This is a genomic window from Vallitaleaceae bacterium 9-2 (assembly GCA_038396585.1).
Taxonomy (GTDB): domain Bacteria; phylum Bacillota; class Clostridia; order Lachnospirales; family Vallitaleaceae; genus UBA1351.
On the sequence record CP121691.1, the window covers coordinates 3181860 to 3202074 of the forward strand.

The following is a 20215-nucleotide window of genomic DNA, read 5'->3' on the forward strand; positions in this document are numbered from 1 at the left end:
CTCTATACATCTCCTCTTCCAAGCTTCTTCTTAATCGCTCCGACAATTACATCAACGTCTTCAATTTTCATAAAGTAGATAATCACAAAATATGATACCGCTCCGACACCAATCGCTATTAGGAGTGAAAGGTTTTGAGATAAAGAAGCTGTTAAGTAATTAAAGCTAAGTTTTGCTAATCCGCCCATAATTAATGAGGCAAATAGGATTTTTAGGAATGACATACTGATTTGCTTCATGCCGAATGGGCCTACTTTCTTTCTTAGGCTTATAAATAAAAGAACCGTAGTAAAAATTGCGGCTATAGAAGTTGCTAGTGCCAATCCTCCTATCCCCAAAAATTGTGATAGAATCAAATTCAAAACAATATTAAGAACCATGCCAATAGCTGCATTCATCATAGGTGTTTTAGTGTCTTGCAGAGCATAAAAAACTCTTGAAACAATTTCTCTTAAACCAAATCCTATCATTCCAATTGAATAGAACATTAATGAAGTTGCCGTTAGAGATATAGCATTTGAGTCGAAAGCACCTCTTCCATAAATTAAAGAAATGATCTGCTCCGAAAATAAGATTGATCCAACTGTTGCAGGCATAACCATTATAGCAACACCTATAATAATCTCTCCAAAAGATTTCTTCATTTTTGGCAAGTTTTTCTCTGAGACTAATTTTGATATATTTGGATACATAACTGTAGCTAATGAAAGAACAAAAACCCCTTGCACAAATAGATTTAATTGATTAGCGTAATTTAACGCCGATATCCCTCCAATTGATATTCTTGATGCTAGAGTTCTATCAACTAAAACATTAATTTCATTTACAGATACTCCAATAATTGTCGGAGCAACTATTATAAGAAATTTCTTCAGGTTATTATCGAATATATTAACTTTTATCGAATGTTTATATCCTACTTTCCTTACACTTAATAACAATAAGAAAAGCTGAGAGAAAACAGCCAAAACATATCCAATAGGTAATATTATAACATCTCTTGCTAATGAACTTATAATTATCGAAATTATAACAACAATATTAAGAGGAAGTCCAATAAAGGAAGGGATTACGAAATTCCCCTTTATCTGCAAATATCCCTTGAATATATATATTAAAGCCATTACAAAAATTGTAATCATATTAATTCTTGTAAAATTGACAGTCATTCTTAATATTTCACCACTGAAACCTGATGCAAATAATTTTACGATTTGGGGTGTGAAGATAGCAACAATAATAAAAATCATTAAGCAAAACATGAAGATAAAATTAATTAATCTAGAAGTAAACTGGTCCGCCTTCCGTACTCCATTATTTTTCTCAATATCGGTATATATTGGTATAAAACCAGTAACAATTGCAGTGCCAATTAGCATGAACATGACGCTTGGAATTGTCTTTGATATCAAATATGCATCAGTAATAGCTTGAGCCCCATAAAAATATGATAAAATAATATCTCTTGCGAATCCAATTATTTTCGATAAAATGGTTATTATAATTATTATAAATGCAGTCTTCTTCATTGATTATTTCCCATCTTAATTGATAGTTCTTTTCCATTCTTTCTAAAATTTATGAGATTCCATAAAGCAACTAATCCGTTCAACTTATGAACAACTATATAATTTTTTTCTATTAAATCTAAAATCGGATCAGAAAATATTTTCTCATCTTTCAACAACAGACCTTTAATTATATTATATCCACCATTAAAACATCCATATCTATTATCAGTTAGTCTTTCTTTATAAATTTTTATTTTGCTCAATTTTGGATTCGCATATGCGAGTTTGTTATCCATGTACTTAGAAGAATATTCCAAAAATAACTTTCTTTTATATCTTAACTTTACAGGAACTTTGGACCAGAAGTTCATGATTTCATTATCCCATAAAGGCATTCTCCACTCATATCCCTTTAATTCAAATGGTTTTATACAATTAGTTACAAATTTTGATTGTCTTTCTTGCCATTCCCAATATTCAAAAATACTTGCAGCTTGCTCAGAATCAAGTACTGATCCAATCTGCAATGACCTTAAGAGCTTGTTTTTTAATTCATCTTCATACTTTTTATTTTTAAGTCTGAAAAGTCTAAAATGTTTTTTATAAATAGACTCTACCAATTCATTTGCAGAAACTCTATTATTACCTATTATACTTGATGGAATATGTTCTCCTTCAACAAAATCACCAGAATTACCTGATACAAAAATACTATCTTTTGGTATAGAATATATTTTTTCTAGATGGTTTATTGCTATGTTTTCTTGAAGATATGGTATAGATGAAATCGCCCCTGTTATTATATTGCTTTTCATATAATCATTACCATTAAACCATTCAAACCATTCTTTCCGTGAATGATCGATACAAATCCACTCGTAGCCAAGCTTATCTGCTACGTCTTTAGCAATTTTTACTTGCCAATCAGTTTTCTTTCCCCAAGTTAGACACAATACATTACTATAATCATGAGCTTTGAGCATTTCAACAATCAGTCTCGAATCATATCCACCACTCAATGGAACAATTACTTTTCGTCCTTTTAACGATTCAACAAAACGGCTAAATACATTTTTGTGCACATTATGAAGTTCCTCAATTAATTCATTTTTCGACAGATTAGTCAAATTTAAATGATGATATTCATAATATCTCTCCAGTTTAATTTCATGTTTATGTTTATCATATGATAATATTTCGCCAGGTTTTAATTGTTTCACATTCGAGTATAATGTATTATTCCCTGTAACGTATCCAAGCTTTAAATATTCAATCATTGATTCTTCATGCATTTCATCATCATTACTCAGAATATTACTATAATCATCCGTTACGAATAAGTCATTCTTACCAAGTTTAAAGAAAATCGGAGTTGTACTAACTCTATCTGTTGCAGCAAAGATAAATTGATCAGTTTCAATTACCACCGAGAAAAATCCATTTATTCCGTTGAGCTTTTCCGAAAAATCTACAATTGAATTAATTCCATTAAATACGTCTATCATTCTAATGCCATCGTAATATAGTCCATTACTGAAAAAACTGCCTCTAACGAATACATTTTGTTTTTTATTCCACCTATAACCATGGTTATTGTCTAGCTGAATCCCCATCATAATACCTCTTTTCTAATCTATTTTCAAAATTGTTTGATTTGGTCTGTTAGATATCAAATATAGAATTAGTGTAATGAATATAAATCCATGAGTTAACATAACTGTAAAAAATGAACTATTTATTATATTAATCGCAAAAATCACACTCGTGACAAAAATAATATTGATATCAAGTCCCTTTGTACAATAATCAAAAAATCTAAACGCTAATACTAAAATGATAGGATAAACCAATAATCCTAACCATCCAAAATTTGCATAAGCATCTCCAATCATTCCATTATTCGCTCCCCCTAATCTACCAGTATATAGCAATGATATCATCTGTGGGATTGGGGTTTCATACTTAGAGACAAATCCAAAATGTCTTAAAAAACTCTGCTTTAAGAAATCCGCACCATTAACTGAAAAGTATTCATAATACCACGAAGAAATTAAGTTTGTTGTAAACATATTTCTTCTTTGGAAAATGGCAATTATATTGGATAATTTACCTGTAAGCATTGATTCGCAAACCCCTATTAAATTCATTCCCATTAGTAAATATATTATTTTACTTTTATGATTTCTTTTAATAACAACTATTGAAACAATGGCAACAACTAAAACAAATAATGTTGTTTTGTGACCACCAAATGCAAATAAAAAGAGTTGAAGAAAAACAAAAACAGAAAAGAAAAAGTATTGCTTTCTTTTCAAGAAAATGATTGCACCAATAGGTATCAAAGTTGCAGCTATTGCCCTAAAATACCCAAAGATTCCTGGCAAAGCAATCTCACTAACAGCTGCACGCAACTCATAAACATCAAACAGACCGAAATGTAATCTAAATCCATTATATCTACCTGTGATGTAGATTGTGCCAATTATAGTTAACATCAAAATAATATAAAAAATTCTTTTTTGATTTTTAAATCTTATAAACCCAAAGTCTATAGCAGGTATTAGATTATAGTAGCCATTAAATAGTAGCCAATATAATGAATAAAAAACAAAGTACTTATCATCAACAGTTGAAAAAGCAAAAAAAGTACTACCAGGAATGAAATACACTAAATTTATTAGATACGCAATCAAAGAAGAAGGTTTTTTCGAATTATATACTTTTACAATTTGAAAAGAAGCAATAAAAAAAACTAGAAATGAAACAATTACTTTTATAGCGTTGCTATTATAGTCCATTCCCATATATGAGTAATAAGGCGTTATAAAAAATACATATAGACCATCTGTCATAACTTTATATATAAAAAGCAGTAATAATAACTTGACATCGGCTTTTTTAATTGCAAGATTAATACTAATCACCTCTTTTCAATAGAAAAAATTTATTTAATATAAACTACTGTAAATCTGAATAGATTTTATATAATTTCTCTTTCTCAATACCCCAGTTGTATTTTTCCAGAACAATTTTTCTGCCGTTATTTCCCATTTGATTGCACTTTTTTTCATTCTCCATCAATGTGTCTATTGCTGTAGATATTTCATTAGTATCATTAGGATCTACACAGATTCCACAATCATTAGATTCTACAATACTTTTCCATAGTGGAAAATCTGATGCAACTACAGGTATTCCGCCCGCCATATACTCGAACATTTTTATTGGATAAGAATTTATGTGGTTAGGTGTAGGTAATAGGGTGACAAATCCGAATAAAGATTCGCTTATCACTTCTGCTATTTTTTTTCGATCAACAACTCCTAAATACCTGATATTTGAGTAGTTATTTAAAATTTCACTTTTTAATTCTTCTGACTCAAAATTTCCACATAGAATTAATTCAATATCCTTATTTTTCATAGCATCTGCTATTTGAAAAATCCCACGATTCTTAGTAATTCCACCAACATAACAAGCAACGTTTTTCTTAGATAAGTTTTCATGAATGTTAAATTCTTCAAGCAGTGGAAAGTTCGAAACCTCAACTGTCTTTTTATTGATTTTTGAGAATCTTGAGCTTATAAGCGGTGTAGGAGTAACAACTGCCCCTAAATGCTTCACAATAGAATTCTCATACTTTTCATATAAGAATGAAATAGGCTTTCTAATAATTAGTGGGATCCAATTCTTAGCCAAAATCTGTCTTGGTACATCTTCATGAGAATCATAAATTACAAATTTACCAATTTTTTTCAACTTATAACCCAACGGTAATAACTCTGGATCATGAAAATGATATATGTCAGCATCAACATTTAGTGCTCTTTTCAAAAAAATTTTCTCTGACAACAAAATTCTAGATATTCTATTTTTAGTGGTAAAATTTATTGACTCAATTTTAACACCTTTCCTAATTTCATTTTCGTTTATGTCATTTACTAATAGTGTTACATCATATCCAGCACGGACTAGTGATACACACTCTTTCTCAAAGATTCTAATATCATACCTACTATGAACACTTGTAATATGACAAACTTTTCGTTTCATATTAATCCTACTTTCATGTCAAATTATTTTATGATTACTTTGACTACAGACGCCACATCTTCTTGACTCAAATACGGATGCATCGGCAACGATAATACCGTATCACAAAGTTCATTAGTCACTTCAAAGTCAGCATCATCATAAATATTCTCGGTAAATGCTCCTTGTTTATGCATTGGTTTAACATAATAAATCATACTTGGAATGCCTTCTTCTTTTAACTTAGCTTGTAAGGCATCTCTTTCTTCTTTATTCTTTAATCTAATAGTATACTGCGCAAAGCTTGATACATATCCTTCTGGAATAACTGGTGTATCTACAATACCTTTAAGCTTCTCAGTGTATAGTCTATATAGTCTATTTACATCTTCAAGTTCATGTTGAATAAAGGCAGTTAGCTTTACATTAAGAACTGCAGCCTGTATGGAGTCAAGTCTAGAATTTACTCCTATTCTAACATTATCGTACTTATTGTCCCCTTTACCATGAACCTTCAATGAATTTAGCAGTTCTGCTAACTCGTCATCATTTGTAAAAATAGCTCCACCATCACCATAGCATCCCAATGGTTTTGCAGGAAAGAATGATGTTGTTGCTGCATCACCAAAACTACAAGCTTTCTTTCCATTAATACTTCCACCAAAACCTTGAGCAGCATCTTCTAGAATTCTTAAATTATACTTCTTTGCTATTTTCTCTATTTCTATATGATCAGCAGGCAAACCAAATAAGTCTACCGGGATAATAACCTTTGGAGTAAGCTTACCTTCTTCCAATACCTTATTAATAGCATTTTCAAGTTTAGTAGTGTCAATATTAAAAGTATCTCTATCAACATCTACAAATATTGGTGTCCCCCCTCTAAATGAAACAATCTCTCCTGTTGAAAAGAATGTAAAGTCTGGAACGAAAACAGCGTCCCCTTCTTTTATATCCCATGCCATCATAAGGAGAGTCATGGCTTCAGTTCCATTAGCACATGTGATACAGTGCCTTACACCTACATATTCGGCCAATCTGTGCTCTAATGTGTTTACTTCTTTTCCACCTATAAAATTAGTATTATTTATAACTTCTTGAATTGCTGAATCAATTTCACTTTTATATTTATCATATTGAGCTTTTAAGTCTCTAAATTCCATAGTCAACACTCCCTTCAATTACTTTTCTTTCATTTCGTTATTTTCTATTGTGTATTCTCTTTCACATTCGCTACACTTCAAATTGTCTTTTAGAGGTACTCCGCATTCACAGACCCATCCTATTTGTTTTGCCGGAACACCTGCCATTAGTGCATAGGCTGGAACATCTTTTGTCACAACTGCTCCTGAAGCAATCATCGCCCATTCACCGATGGTGTTCCCGCATACAATCGTTGCATTCGCACCTATAGAGGCTCCGTACTTAACTAAAGTTTTCTTATAACCGGCAGGGCCTTTTGGATATTTGCTTCTTGGTGTTAGATCATTAGTAAAAACCATAGAAGGACCACAAAAGACATAATCTTCAAGTTCAACACCTTCATAAACGGATACATTGTTTTGGATCTTAACGCCATTACCAATTTTCACGTTATTAGATACATTTACGTTCTGACCCAAAGAACACTTTTTACCAATCTGAACACCTTTGTGGACATGGCAGAAATGCCAAATTTTTGTACCCTCACCTATGGATACATTATCATCTATATAACTGCTTGCATGGACGAAGTAGCTCATCGATTGAACCTTCCTTTGAAATCTAATGTGCTGCACTTATCGAGTGGAAGTTTGACACTCTTCCCCTCAGCTGCTGACTTGTAAGTAGCAAGAACTAGCTCAAGTGCATTCCTTCCATGAACTGCTGTCACATATGGCTGTCTATTATTTTTAATTGAATCAATCACATCTTCATAGAGTGGATTGTGGCCAAAACCATATACATTCGGTGGGTTCTCATGGTATTTCTCTTTTACTTCTTCTGGATCATCTAGATTATCTGCAAACTGCCATTCCTCAATTAGGTTTACAGACTTTCCACCTGCTTTGACCGTTCCTTTTTCCCCAAAAATGTATAAAGTTTCTTCAAGATTCTTAGGATATATATTTGTAGTACCCTCAATAATTCCATAACTTCCGTTTGCAAACTTTACTAAGGCCATGCCCAAATCTTCAGCATCAATGAATCCATGGATTAGATTATCTGTCATAGCTACAACTTCAGTAATTTCATCACCCATCATCCATCTCAATAGATCAATATTATGGATACACTGATTCATTAGAGCGCCACCATCTTGTTCCCAAGTTCCTCGCCAAGGTGCTTGAGTATAATAATCTTCTCCTCTGTTCCATCTGATGTGAGCTGTGCCATGCATCATTCTACCAAATCGATCAGCTTCAACAGCTTCTCTAATCTTTTGTACAGATTTGTTAAATCTATTTTGGTGACATGCACTCACCTTTACGTTTTTTTCATTGGCTTTCTCAATTATTAAATCTGCTTCTTCTAATGAAAGTGCTATCGGTTTTTCGATTATAAGATTTGCTCCAGCATCTATACAATCTATAGCAATCTGCCCATGCTTACCACTTTCCGTACAAATTGCTATAAGTTCAGGTTTCTCATTTTGAAGCATTTCTTTATAGTTAAGATATTTCTTTGTTTCACTCGGTAGGTTAAAATTCTGAATGGTTGTATCCATTTTCGATTCTTTAACATCGCATAAAGCTACAATGTCCAAGTTGTTTTCAATTGCAGCTGCTATATGATTTGGTGAAATTCTTCCACATCCGATAATCGCATATTTTAAACTCAAAGTAAGTCCCCCTTAAAGTAATTCAATGTTTTCTCGTACTTTTACTTGCTTCATAGCATTCTTTGTATCAAAGATTGCCTTAGCATGTTTTTGTACAAAATCATAATTAAGATTTGTGTGAGCAGTAGTTACAATAACAAGATCCACACTTTCTATAAGTTCTACAGTAAGTTCAGGCTCACCCTTCTTAACTACACCATGTTCACGGTATTCAGAGACAAAAGGATCATAATAAATAACTTCTGCCCCCTCTTTTTCAAGCTTTTCTATTACTCGAATAGCAGGACTCTCTCTATAATCATCAATGTCTTGCTTATATGCAACACCAAGAATTAAGATTCTAGAACCATTCATAGCTTTCTTAAATCTATTAAGAATCTTGCTTGATCTCTCAGCGCAGTATTCTGGCATTCTATCATTCACCATCATTGAAGACTCAATCATTGATGTATGGAATCCATATTCTCTTGCCTTCCAGGATAAGTAGTAAGGATCTAGCGGAATGCAGTGTCCGCCAAGACCCGGACCTGGATAGAATGCTTGAAACCCATAAGGTTTTGATTTAGCTGCATCTACAACTTCCCAGAAATTAATGCCCATTTTATTGCTAAGAATAGCCAACTCATTAACAAGTCCAATATTTACATTTCTATATGTGTTTTCTAGAATCTTTTCCATCTCAGCTACAGCAGGCGATGATACTCTATGAATAGGTGCCTCGAGGATTGCTTCATACATCGCTGCAGCTACATCAGTACATTCGGGCGTGATTCCTCCAACTACTTTAGGAGTATTTTTTGTTTTATAAATAAGATTACCTGGATCTACTCTTTCTGGTGAAAAAGCAAGATGGAAGTCCACTCCACATTTCAACCCTGATTTTTCGAGGATAGGCTTCAAAAGTTCTTCTGTAGTTCCAGGATATGTAGTCGATTCAAGAACAATTAACATATCTTTATGCATGTATGGAACAATACTCTCAGCTGATGCTTTTACATAGCTGATATCTGGTTGCTGGTATACATCAAGCGGCGTAGGCACAGCAATACAAACGCAGTCAGCTGATGCTACTTGAGCAAAGTCCGTTGTAGCAGATAATAATCCTGACTTAACAATTTCTTCTAGATCTTCATTAACAACATCACCAATATAATTCTTTCCTGCATTGACCATTTCTACTTTAGATTCTTGAACGTCAAATCCTATAGTCTTAAATCCAGCTTTAGCTTTTTCTACCGCTAAAGGAAGTCCTACATACCCTAATCCTACAACACCTAGTGTTGCCGTCTTGTCCATTAACTTCTTTTTGATATTGTTCATTTAATATTCCTCCATTACATATTTATAATCTTATTGTTAAACGCATTAACTAATCTCTTATAATCATAGTCATTAGCAGCTTTTAATGCATTGCTGCAAAACTCACCATATTGTTGTTCATCCATCTCGTAAAATTTAAGAATTTCTTCTGCAAGTTGTTCTGATTGAGTAATATCTTTAGAAACACCAGCTTTATACCTATTAATTATGTCATATCCAAACTCACAGTCAGATAAAGTAGGTTTTCCACTTGCAAAATACTCAAACATCTTATTGAGACTAGCACCATATTTTTTCAAAGAATTTTGTTCGAAGTGAAGAATATTAACATCTGATTTACTTAAAATATTAGGTATAAGTCGTTTTTCAACTTGTCCCTTAAACTTTATATTTGATATATTATTTTCCTTACAAAAATTCATTAGGGGTACTCTGTCGCTACCTTCGCCATAAATTAAGAATTGAATTCTATGGAATCCTTTTTCTTGAATAATTTTTGCTGCTTCTACTATCTTCTTTACATTATTTGCAAGACGTATTGAACCTGCATAAATCACCTTAAAAGTATCGTCATTGTTTAGATCATCATTCAAAATAAATCGAGCTTTATTTTCATTGAACGAATCCAAATCTACTCCATTATTGATATGATGAACTTTGGATAAATCAACGACTTTATCCCAACCCTTATCGATTATATAGTCTCGTCCACCTTCCATTGTGAATACGATCTTATCTGATTTCTTGTACATCCATTTTTCGATAACATACATCATCTTAACAAGAATGTTCTTTCGAGATAATTTTTTATACTCAATTATCGACTCAGGCCACAAATCTCTCACTTCAAAAATGAATCTAGCTTTTTTCTTTTTAGATATGAAATATGGTATTGGCGCTAACAATGCTCCTAAATCACATACAATAATATCTGGATTTTTATTCATTTTTTTTGACACTTTTATTAACTTTAATGGAAATTCAATCATATTCTTAACTCTCGAAAACCCATTTCCTGTATATTCACTCGTCTTAATGTGAACATACTCAAGCCCATTATAATTTTTCTCAATAAATAAAGGCCCATTTTTATCTATTAAGTTAATCTCTGTATTATGGATAGTACTCGCACAAAATATTTTTACATTATGCCCAAACTCTTGGAGATATTTAGCCATCATTATTGTACGTAATCTCATCTCATATTCAGGTGGCATAGCATAGTGGTTTATAATCCATATATTCATGTAGTTATCTTCCTTTTCATCTTCTCCACAAATGATACATACTCCCGCAGCTCACATACTTAAATCCCATAGCATTATAAAACTGTGCTGCAGATATGTTATTCACCTGTGTTCCAACTTTGATTTTTTTAATTCCTTGATCTATAACAAATGATTCCATTGTGTGAATCAATGACTTTCCAACTTTTTGGCCTTGATACTTTTCATCAACAGCAATAAGTTCAATAACGCTACTGTCTTCATTTATAGAGAAGAGTATATAACCTGCTATATTTCCTTCTCTCTCTGAAATAACAAAGTACTTATTTTCCTGCCCAAAAGCACACTTAGTCCAGTGAAGATAAATACTCTCAGCTTGTTCTTGAGGTAGCTTCGGATCATTGAAAAACCTAGAATGGTTAAATGACTTCCTCGCAATATCAACAATCTGTTCATTCCTAGATAAGCTATTCACAACATAAGTTTTCTCATCTTGATAGTCTAGCTTATCTGCCAAGACTTTAAGGAACTGAATGTTCATATCAGCAAGAAAAGCAATAGTTCTATTGCCTATCCAGTGGTTATTCTCTTTTATGTTGTCAAGGTTAGAGATTGTAATAAAGTCATAGCCTTTGCAAAACTCTACTATCTTTTCTTGACCTCTCTCATCTACAATGCCACTAAGATTCACTCTGGCTGAACTTATGCCAAAGTAATCAGTGTCCCACTGTAGTGGCCTTAGCTCATAATTTTTACTAGACATTAGCTTTCTCACCATTCTTGTTTTCTGATTTCTGTTCTACAAACACATCTTCCCTTTTTAGAACCGACACTGCAGTCTTAAAGAACACCTTGATATCCATCCACATCGATAAATGATCAATGTAATAAATATCATTCTTAATTCTTTCTTTCCAGGGGATTGTGTTTCTAAAATAGGCTTGATTATAACCGGTAACTCCTGGTCTTATCTCAAGCTTTCTAGCTTCATTTCCTTCGTATAGCTCCATATGCTCTGGAAGATCTGGTCTAGGGCCTATAATACTCATATCACCTTTGATGATATTAAGGAGCTGCGGTGTTTCATCAAGGCTTGTCTTTCTGATAAAATTACCTATTTTTGTAAGCCTTGGATCGTCCTCTGCATTAAATGTAGAGCCATCTTCATTACGCAAGTCAGGTGCGTTCATTTTCATTGACCTGAACTTATACATTTTAAATATCTTTCCATCCTTACCTAAGCGAGAAGCGTTATAGAAAATTGATCCTTTGTCTTGAAAATAGATCATTGGACCAACAATAACTAAAATGATCACCCAAAATGGAAGTGCTATGATTGCTAATACTAAATCGAATATTCTCTTAAAAAAATTACGATACACACCTTCACCCCATTACTTAAGCTCATCTATCGACTCTTTTAATCTACCAACCACATACTCTATATCCTCATCCGTCAATAAAGTATGAAGCGGCAATGTAATCTCATTCTTGTACATATCAAATGCATTCGGATAATCTTCCATTTTAAACCCTAAATTCTTATAAGCAGAGTGCATTGGAAGTGGCTTGTAGTGAACATTTGTTGAAACACCTTTCTCAGCCATCTTAGTAATCACATCATTTCTAAATGCTTCGCCTTTGCCATTAAGTCTTAATAAATACAGATGCCCAGAAGAAGCATAACCATGATCATAATGGTTCATAGGCCTTACATTTAATTGGCTCAATAAAGCATCATACTTCTCTATAATCTCTTTTCTTCTTTCAACTATTCCTGGATACCTCTTGAACTGTGCAAGTCCTAGTGATGCCATGATATCAGTCATATTACATTTATAGTTTGGAGCCACGATGTCATATTCCCAAGCACCTAGTTTAGTCTTAGCCAGTGCATCCTTTGATTGCCCATGAAGGGAAAGAAGCATATACTGTTTATAAATCTCTTCACTATCAAAGCCATCAATATCTCTCCAAGTAACCATACCACCTTCTGCTGTAGTTAAATTCTTTACAGCATGAAAAGAGAAAGATGTGAAGTCAGCAACTTCGCCACTCATCTTTCCTTTATAAGTAGCTCCTATAGAGTGGGCTGCATCAGCAACGACAACTACTCTACCAAATGCCTTTTGAAGGTCATTCGAAGAATTAAATAGTTGCTTCTTACTTTCAACAGCTTCAAAAATTCTATCGTAATCACACATTACACCTGCTATGTCTACAGGTATGATCGCCTTTGTCTTCTCTGTGATTGCATCAGCAATACCATCATAGTCAATATGGAAAGAGTCCTTTCCTGAGTCTACTAGAACGACTTTGGCACCTACATGAGTGATAACACTCGCAGATGCAGAATAAGTATATGCACAGGTAATGACTTCATCTCCTGGTCCAATATCAAGGAGCCTTAAAGTCATCTCCATTGCAGCTGTCGCTGAATTGAGCGCAACTGCTTTAGATGTATTACAATACTCAGCAATTTGCTTTTCGAATAATTTGGTTTTAGGCCCTGTTGTAATCCAACCAGACTTTAATGTATCTACTACTTCATTGATCTCTTCATCTGAAATATCTGGTGGTGAAAATGGAATGTTTCTCAATTCAGTCATCTTATTCGCCCTCTCTTAAATAGTTAAATTTGTGTTTAACCTCTATATAATGTATAGGTGCTATTGTGTAGAGCACCTTAATTCCCAAATTTATGTAATCTAGTTGATCTTTCAAAATGTACATTTTAGGTTTTGTGCTAAAACCATTGCTATTACTACTTTACAGCCTCTTTGTCCTTTCCACATACTCACGTCGAATTTTTCCGAGGTAAACTTTCCCATTTATTCAATATATTGTGTTTTGCATTTCGGCACATGCAATATATTGTGTTTTGTGTTTTCTACTCACCCTTACACTATAATCACCTGGATATTACTATACGGAAATGATAAAAGGCTTTAGTTATTAGGGATCAGTTGGTTACTATTAATTACTTTTAAGGTTACAGCCAAGGCAATTCCGCCCCTGGTTCTTCATCTTCCCCGCTTTCATTCCCACCAACGTGCACACTACACTTTTCCATCTTCATAGCTGATGACACCACCAGCTGAACATATCTCGTCAAAATTCTCAATACCAAATTGATTAAAGATAATATCCTCATAATCAATATCCTTTTCAACCAGAAAAGCTGAATACATTTTTTCTATAGTTTTTCGATTAGCAGCACATACATTTCCTTCAGTCTTGCTTCTGAATCCTATTAATTTTCGTACAGCTAACGCTGCAATGATTCCTAATATTGCTATTACAACAATTAGTTCCATTAAAGTAACACCATCAGATTTTTTATTCATTGTAATCACCTAACCTTTAGGGAATTCCTAATAGTTGGTTTTTTTTCATTATTTTTCTTCTCTAGACTCTATTACAAGATATTCACTTCCATCATTAATCAAAAACACATTTAAGCTCTCAAGATTCGATAATTAATCTTCGTCAAATTTCTTTAAAAATTCCAGTCTAATTGTCCCTGTTTTTGATCTTTGGTCTTTGAAGCTCTTTTATGAGGTACAGCTTGAATTCAACCGATACCCATGATGCAAATAAAAATGCGATATCTTTATGTGCATATATTCCAGCTTTAACAACAAGACCAATGGCATTTGTAGATTTAATCCTATTTTTAGATGCGAGAACAAGTCGCCCTCATACTCTTCTCAGTCCAATAAAACCTCAATAGTTATTTTTCATACCTGTTCATACGCTTCTTTTCAAAATATCATAAATAATCTAATAAATTATAGCAAGAAATTTCTTTCGATAAATTAATGTATTCTTCTATTGGGTCTGTCTTCAAATAAATAATTGCAACCTCTTCCTGTTTATCCAAGTTCATCTTATCTATAGTATCAATAAACACATAATCAATCAAGAGATCTTCTCGATTCAATTCATAAAAAGCCAGTTCAATGACTTCACGAATCTCCTTATCCTGAATATAGACATATATCTGTTGATACCGTTCAGCTAGACCTCTTAAAAAGACTTTAATCATCTGCTTGGACATTTCTATAGCCTTATAATGGGCCTTAAGATAACTTACCGTTTTTTTAGCTTTAGCCATCATTCCGAATGGAGTGAGCATGTAGAGAACTTGTTTCTGAGAGACTTGGGTCATCTTAATTAAGCCTTCACGAACCATCTTATTCATCAATACATTAACTGTTCCTAGCGATACTCCCATATTACGCGACAATTCCCGTTGGGTTACCTTGTTATTAGCTTCAATTTCTTGCATAATTGCATATTCATAATCTTTGTATAACGATTTGTTGTTGGTCATATCCTTCTCCTTATACCGTTCGCAAAATGAACACAAAGATAATATTACAGGTTTTATACAGCAATGTCAATAGCTACAGGAATTTTATATACAGAAAAGAGAAGCATTTGCTCCTCTTTTTTAGAATGAATTATTCATTAACTTCATTATGCCAATAGGCCTTGAAAAAAGCTACAAATATACCAATCATACCACCTAATACAAGGGCAATCGCTAGAATCAGCATCTTACGTGGGGCCACAGGGCTCTCCGGCAAGCTTGCTCGTTCATTCACTAGTACTCGAGACTGCATCACTTCTAATAGACCATCTGTCATTGTAGATACATCTGACCCTCGTCTATAGCTTAGAAGATTCGCTTCTTCCGTCTCAAGTTCAGCTAAATAACGCTCTGTACGCTCCTTCGACAGTTGGAGTTCATCCAGTTGTTGCTTTAGACTGATGAGTTTTCCTTGGAGGTTATCATAGTGCGGATTAACAACTTCCTCTAGCATCATCTCTTCTGATAGTTCCTCTAAATTCAAACTACGTTCTGCTGCCAGATTAGCGGCATAGACCGGATCATCAAGCACTAACTTCTTAAGTGTAATCGTCGGTTCAACCGTTGCCATTAGGTTCTTTGTATTTTCCAAGTCCTTTTGCAAACGAAGCTCAGATTCTTCGTAAGATTGATTCTCTACAAAATAGGACCGCTGAAAATAATCAATGGCTTTTTCTTTGTATAATATATTAACCTCTTCTACAAAATATTGAGTTAATGTTTCAATTAATATCTGTGCGTCTTCTGGACTTCCCGCAGTAACTACAAACGAAAACACACTTGAGTCCTTTTCATTGTTAATGCTTATACGATTTCCCAGTCCTTCAATACTTGTATCTAAGTTAAGTGCATTAATCGTCTGCCCCAAGACACGATTGGACTTAATTAGCGACAAATAATCTAAGACGTTTTGGGAGGGAAGTGGATAGCTTCCATACTTTGTCTCTACAGCTTCCGGTATGCTGATAGTACCTTCCATCTTCGACTCATAGCTCGGGTCTGCTATAACAAATCCATATAGACCACCAAGAATAGCTCCAATTAAGGTAATCACTACAATCAATTTCCAATTATTTAACAATACCATAATGAGTTCTTTTAATGAAATCTCATCTTCATATACACGCTCGTCCATCTTGATCTCCTTCTACCGTTCTTCTCTTTTATAGGTTGGTACAAACTCTTGCATCTTTACCTTAATAGCTTCATCATCCATCGCTTGAATGCTTGCTTCAAATTCTCGAATCTTCGTAACAAGGGCTTGGTGATTAATATCCATGGGTTGACCTACATGAATCTTATCATGGGCTGTATCTCTTATGCCTTCTTCATCCATGAGAAGTTCTTCATATAACTTCTCCCCCGGACGTAAGCCTGTAAATACTATCGGTATATCTTCATACGGCTCATATCCAGATAGGCGAATCACATCTTCTGCTAGATTGACAATCTTAACCGGTTCTCCCATATCTAAGATAAATATCTCCCCCCCCTGAGCCATAGAACCTGCTTGGAGAACAAGCTGACTAGCTTCAGGTATGGTCATAAAATACCTAGTAATTTCTTTGTGGGTAACCGTTACCGGTCCACCTTCGCTTACTTGCTTCTTAAAGGTTGGAACCACACTGCCATTACTACCTAACACATTGCCAAATCGCACAGCTACATACTCCGTCGAACTAACCTTATCCATACTTTGTATAATCATCTCACACAACCGTTTTGTTGCTCCCATAATATTAGTTGGATTGACCGCTTTATCTGTTGAAATCATCACAAAGCGTTTTGCGCTTGCTTTATGGGCCGCTTGGACAACATTGAGGGTACCTATAACATTATTTTTAACTGCTGCCTGTGGGTTGGCTTCCATAAGAGGGACATGTTTATGGGCCGCCGCATGAAAGACCACCTCTGGCTTAAGTTCTTGCATAATCTTATGAATCCGCTCTCGATCTCTAACAGAAGCAATCTTAATTATTAAGCCTAAGTCAGGATGAAGCTTTAAGAGTTCATTTTGAAGGGCAAAGACACCATTTTCATAGATATCCAGTATTATCAACGCTTTGGGTCCAAAAGAAGCAATCTGACGACTCAGTTCTGAACCAATAGACCCGCCACCACCAGTAACCATAACCACTTTACCATTAAGATAATCTGCTATCGCCTCATTATCTAAATTCACTTCATCTCGTCCTAGAATATCCTTAATGTCAATATCACGAACACTCTGTATATTCACAGTACCACCAATAAGTTCATACATCCCTGGAACAATACGAATCTTAACCTTAGTCCGCTTACATTCATTAACAATCTCTTTAATTGTACTCCGCTTTGCTGAGGGGATAGCAATAATAATCTCATCAATCTTCTTCTTGCGAACTACGCTGATAATGTCCTCACGTTGCCCTACAATAGGCACGCCATTAATATGGGTCCCTTCTTTTAAAGGATTATCATCAATAATAGCTACCGGTTTACTACGAAGATTACTATGATTCTTAAGTTCACGTATAATCATGGCTCCCGCATCGCCACCGCCAATGACGAGAATTCGCTTGACTGCCCCCTGAGTATCGTGCTGTGTAGATTTTACCTTAAGAAGAACTCTAGCCATCATTCGAGACCCACCGATCAACATAATATCCAACATAGCTACGATGATATAGACACTTCTTGGTAAGGCTGCGTGAAAAAAAGTCAAATATGATATAGCTAAAGCATTCGCCACTCCGACTGCAAAAGTTATATTCATAACCTCTGTAATACTAGCATATTTATAGAGATTTTTATATATTTTTAAATATGTAAACACCGCTAGCTTAATCAGCGTGAGCTCTAGCCAATGCTCTAGGTATACCTCAAAGTAAGCTTGAAATTGATTTCCTGTTGTCTGCCCTTCAAAGCGTAACCACAGAGCAAAAATGTATGCTAGATTCAGCATAAGAATATCTGCTATATAAATCACTATAAGGCGCATCTGTCGCTTAAATAATGTCATTGTATCCTACTCCCTTTTATTATATCTGTGTTTTTTTACTTTTTTCTAGATTTAGCATGACTAATAAGATTCCAAACAAGGCAAACATCATATACGTGACAAAAACAACACTATCGTTAATCAAACCTACGACAAAATAGGATAAAATCGGAATGACTAAGAAGTCCATTCGACTTTTTATGAAGGTATAAAGAGCAACTCCTAAAAATAATATCAATCCAACAAAGCCAAAATCTAGCCCAATATTTAGGAATAAATTATGAGGCTTATCCACAATCATAGTATGATTTCCAAATATCTGCCTTTTGTATATTAAGTCCCCTTGTGGATAGTTTATCGTAAAGGTATCTGCTCCATAGCCAACTATGGGTTTATCCAAAATCATTGGAATCGTACGATTCCATATGTACCCTCGTCTACTCATGAATCGTTCATTTTTAAACCATCCTATAGATTCTGCATCATAGTTCTCTTCATCCAATGGTAGCGTTCCAACTGAAAACTGGTCTGTATAATAGTAATTAAATCTTGATTCTGATGATTTTTCAGTTTCAATATGTCTTACATTCATACGAATAAGCCCCGTTTTATAATGATAGATAACCTGTTTGATATACTTATCACTTATTATCTTATATATAATACGTTCATTTTTATCATCCTGTATTACTTCCCCTTCACCTTCTGACTCCACATCTAATCCACTTTCAATAGGTGCAATAGTAATATGTTCTTCATTTTGAAGATAATAGGTTATCGCCGGATGATTATATTCAACCGAGGCAAACTCCGTAGTGAAAGCAGTGTCATCATTCATATCTAAGCTATCTGCTATTTTATTCATATAGGGTTCAAATATGGATAACTGAGTTAATAGGATAATACCTATAATAAATATTATCGTTGCACCCACATATACTTTAATATTGGTACGATATTTTATTAATACATATATAATCATAAAGAGGATAGACATAGCAACTGCTACAAATCCACCAGTTGAGTCTGATCCAATCAGCGAAATCATTTGTGGAATAATTAATATAGCAAATCCAAGCTTCATCCACCATTGCCTTGTTGCCGCAACAGAGTATATCGTCAAAGGAAATGACAACGCTACTAAGGAACCTACATAGTTAGGATTATAAAGCGTTGAATAGACACGTCCTTCTTCAAAGTTAAAATTCACCTGCATGAAAAGCTCTTCATAGCGACTTCCTAGCATCATAAGTTTGCCTAGGTCCGTCTTAAAAAAGTCCATTCCAAACATTTGAAAAGCTCCAATTATTGACACTATCGATGCACTAAGCACAAAAGAGCCAACCAATGCATTAATATCTCTTCGTGTTTTTACAACGGTCATCGTAATATATGTTAAACCTATATAACACAACCATGTTAATGTTCCTTCGTATCGATCAATCATCCCCATCCAAGCAAGCTGCTTATGTTCTGACAATAAGAAGGAAATCATAATGCTCGCTGCAAAAACTAACAGTAAAATTTTTATTCCTTTATTCTGTGGTGTGGCATGCTTTTTTCGCATATTCCATTGGTAAAAGAGTACCAATATGAAGCTAATAATAGTTCCAATTTTCAATACCTGAACTTTGGCATACGCAAAAAAATCATAACTTACTTCTTGATTATATAATTGTTGTAATGATTCTGGTATAGGGACAATTTTAAGACTAACAATTAACGGAACCAAAAATACAGTGGTTAATAGTATTGCTATAATTATTTTTCTTATCTTTTCTAAGTTTTTCTCATTCATTTTTACACCATCACTTTTATCTCTTGACATCTAATCTATTGTATCAAGATTCGCTAAAAATGTAAACAGACATCTCTATTCTTTAATTATATATTAATATGGCTCTTAATTAATAATTCGCCTTTACGTTCACTTACATATGCGCCATCTTG

The 20215-nt window shown here is 34.0% G+C and carries 18 protein-coding genes; all 18 read right to left on the reverse strand.

Features of this window, described 5'->3' with window-relative positions; all coding sequences use genetic code 11:
• Positions 1–2: 2 nt before the first annotated feature.
• Positions 3–1529, reverse strand: coding sequence for a murein biosynthesis integral membrane protein MurJ (murJ, locus tag QBE53_14560; protein ID WZL81007.1), 1527 nt, complete (start codon positions 1527–1529; stop codon positions 3–5).
• The gene (locus QBE53_14565; GenBank protein WZL81008.1) at positions 1526–3127 is read right to left on the reverse strand and encodes a hypothetical protein; all 1602 of its coding nucleotides are present in this window, start codon (positions 3125–3127) and stop codon (positions 1526–1528) included. The genes murJ and QBE53_14565 overlap by 4 nt, the downstream gene beginning before the upstream one ends.
• Positions 3128–3139: 12 nt before the next feature.
• Positions 3140–4435, reverse strand: a complete 1296-nt coding sequence (locus tag QBE53_14570) for a hypothetical protein (GenBank protein ID WZL81009.1) — start codon at positions 4433–4435, stop codon at positions 3140–3142.
• Between the two features lie 34 nt (positions 4436–4469).
• Complete coding sequence (locus tag QBE53_14575) at positions 4470–5564, reverse strand: glycosyltransferase family 4 protein (protein WZL81010.1); 1095 nt, start codon at positions 5562–5564, stop codon at positions 4470–4472.
• Positions 5565–5587: 23 nt separating this feature from the next.
• Complete coding sequence (locus tag QBE53_14580) at positions 5588–6706, reverse strand: DegT/DnrJ/EryC1/StrS family aminotransferase (GenBank protein ID WZL81011.1); 1119 nt, start codon at positions 6704–6706, stop codon at positions 5588–5590.
• An 18-nt stretch (positions 6707–6724) separates the two neighbouring features.
• A complete protein-coding gene (locus QBE53_14585; protein WZL81012.1) occupies positions 6725–7285 on the reverse strand; it encodes a DapH/DapD/GlmU-related protein in 561 nt (186 codons plus the stop codon).
• Complete coding sequence (locus QBE53_14590; GenBank protein WZL81013.1) at positions 7282–8364, reverse strand: Gfo/Idh/MocA family oxidoreductase; 1083 nt, start codon at positions 8362–8364, stop codon at positions 7282–7284. The genes QBE53_14585 and QBE53_14590 overlap by 4 nt, the downstream gene beginning before the upstream one ends.
• A 12-nt stretch (positions 8365–8376) precedes the next feature.
• Complete coding sequence (locus QBE53_14595; protein ID WZL81014.1) at positions 8377–9684, reverse strand: nucleotide sugar dehydrogenase; 1308 nt, start codon at positions 9682–9684, stop codon at positions 8377–8379.
• A 14-nt stretch (positions 9685–9698) separates the two neighbouring features.
• Positions 9699–10931, reverse strand: coding sequence for a glycosyltransferase family 4 protein (locus QBE53_14600; protein ID WZL81015.1), 1233 nt, complete (start codon positions 10929–10931; stop codon positions 9699–9701).
• A gap of 16 nt (positions 10932–10947) precedes the next feature.
• Positions 10948–11673 carry a GNAT family N-acetyltransferase gene (locus QBE53_14605; protein WZL81016.1) on the reverse strand — a complete coding sequence of 242 codons (726 nt, stop codon included), beginning with the start codon at positions 11671–11673 and terminating at the stop codon, positions 10948–10950.
• Positions 11666–12292, reverse strand: coding sequence for a sugar transferase (locus QBE53_14610; protein ID WZL81017.1), 627 nt, complete (start codon positions 12290–12292; stop codon positions 11666–11668). The genes QBE53_14605 and QBE53_14610 overlap by 8 nt, the downstream gene beginning before the upstream one ends.
• A 12-nt stretch (positions 12293–12304) precedes the next feature.
• On the reverse strand, positions 12305–13519 hold the full coding sequence (locus tag QBE53_14615) for a DegT/DnrJ/EryC1/StrS family aminotransferase (protein ID WZL81018.1): 1215 nt from the start codon (positions 13517–13519) through the stop codon (positions 12305–12307).
• A gap of 450 nt (positions 13520–13969) precedes the next feature.
• Positions 13970–14257 carry a prepilin-type N-terminal cleavage/methylation domain-containing protein gene (locus QBE53_14620; protein WZL81019.1) on the reverse strand — a complete coding sequence of 96 codons (288 nt, stop codon included), beginning with the start codon at positions 14255–14257 and terminating at the stop codon, positions 13970–13972.
• A gap of 166 nt (positions 14258–14423) precedes the next feature.
• Entirely contained in the window at positions 14424–14519 is a 96-nt protein-coding gene (locus QBE53_14625; GenBank protein ID WZL83323.1) for a hypothetical protein, read from the reverse strand.
• A gap of 163 nt (positions 14520–14682) precedes the next feature.
• Positions 14683–15246 carry a winged helix-turn-helix transcriptional regulator gene (locus tag QBE53_14630; protein WZL81020.1) on the reverse strand — a complete coding sequence of 188 codons (564 nt, stop codon included), beginning with the start codon at positions 15244–15246 and terminating at the stop codon, positions 14683–14685.
• Between the two features lie 130 nt (positions 15247–15376).
• A complete protein-coding gene (locus QBE53_14635; GenBank protein ID WZL81021.1) occupies positions 15377–16420 on the reverse strand; it encodes a Wzz/FepE/Etk N-terminal domain-containing protein in 1044 nt (347 codons plus the stop codon).
• A 12-nt stretch (positions 16421–16432) separates the two neighbouring features.
• Complete coding sequence (locus QBE53_14640) at positions 16433–18286, reverse strand: nucleoside-diphosphate sugar epimerase/dehydratase (protein WZL81022.1); 1854 nt, start codon at positions 18284–18286, stop codon at positions 16433–16435.
• A gap of 19 nt (positions 18287–18305) precedes the next feature.
• Positions 18306–20063, reverse strand: coding sequence for an O-antigen ligase family protein (locus QBE53_14645; GenBank protein WZL81023.1), 1758 nt, complete (start codon positions 20061–20063; stop codon positions 18306–18308).
• Between the last annotated feature and the right edge of the window lie 152 nt (positions 20064–20215).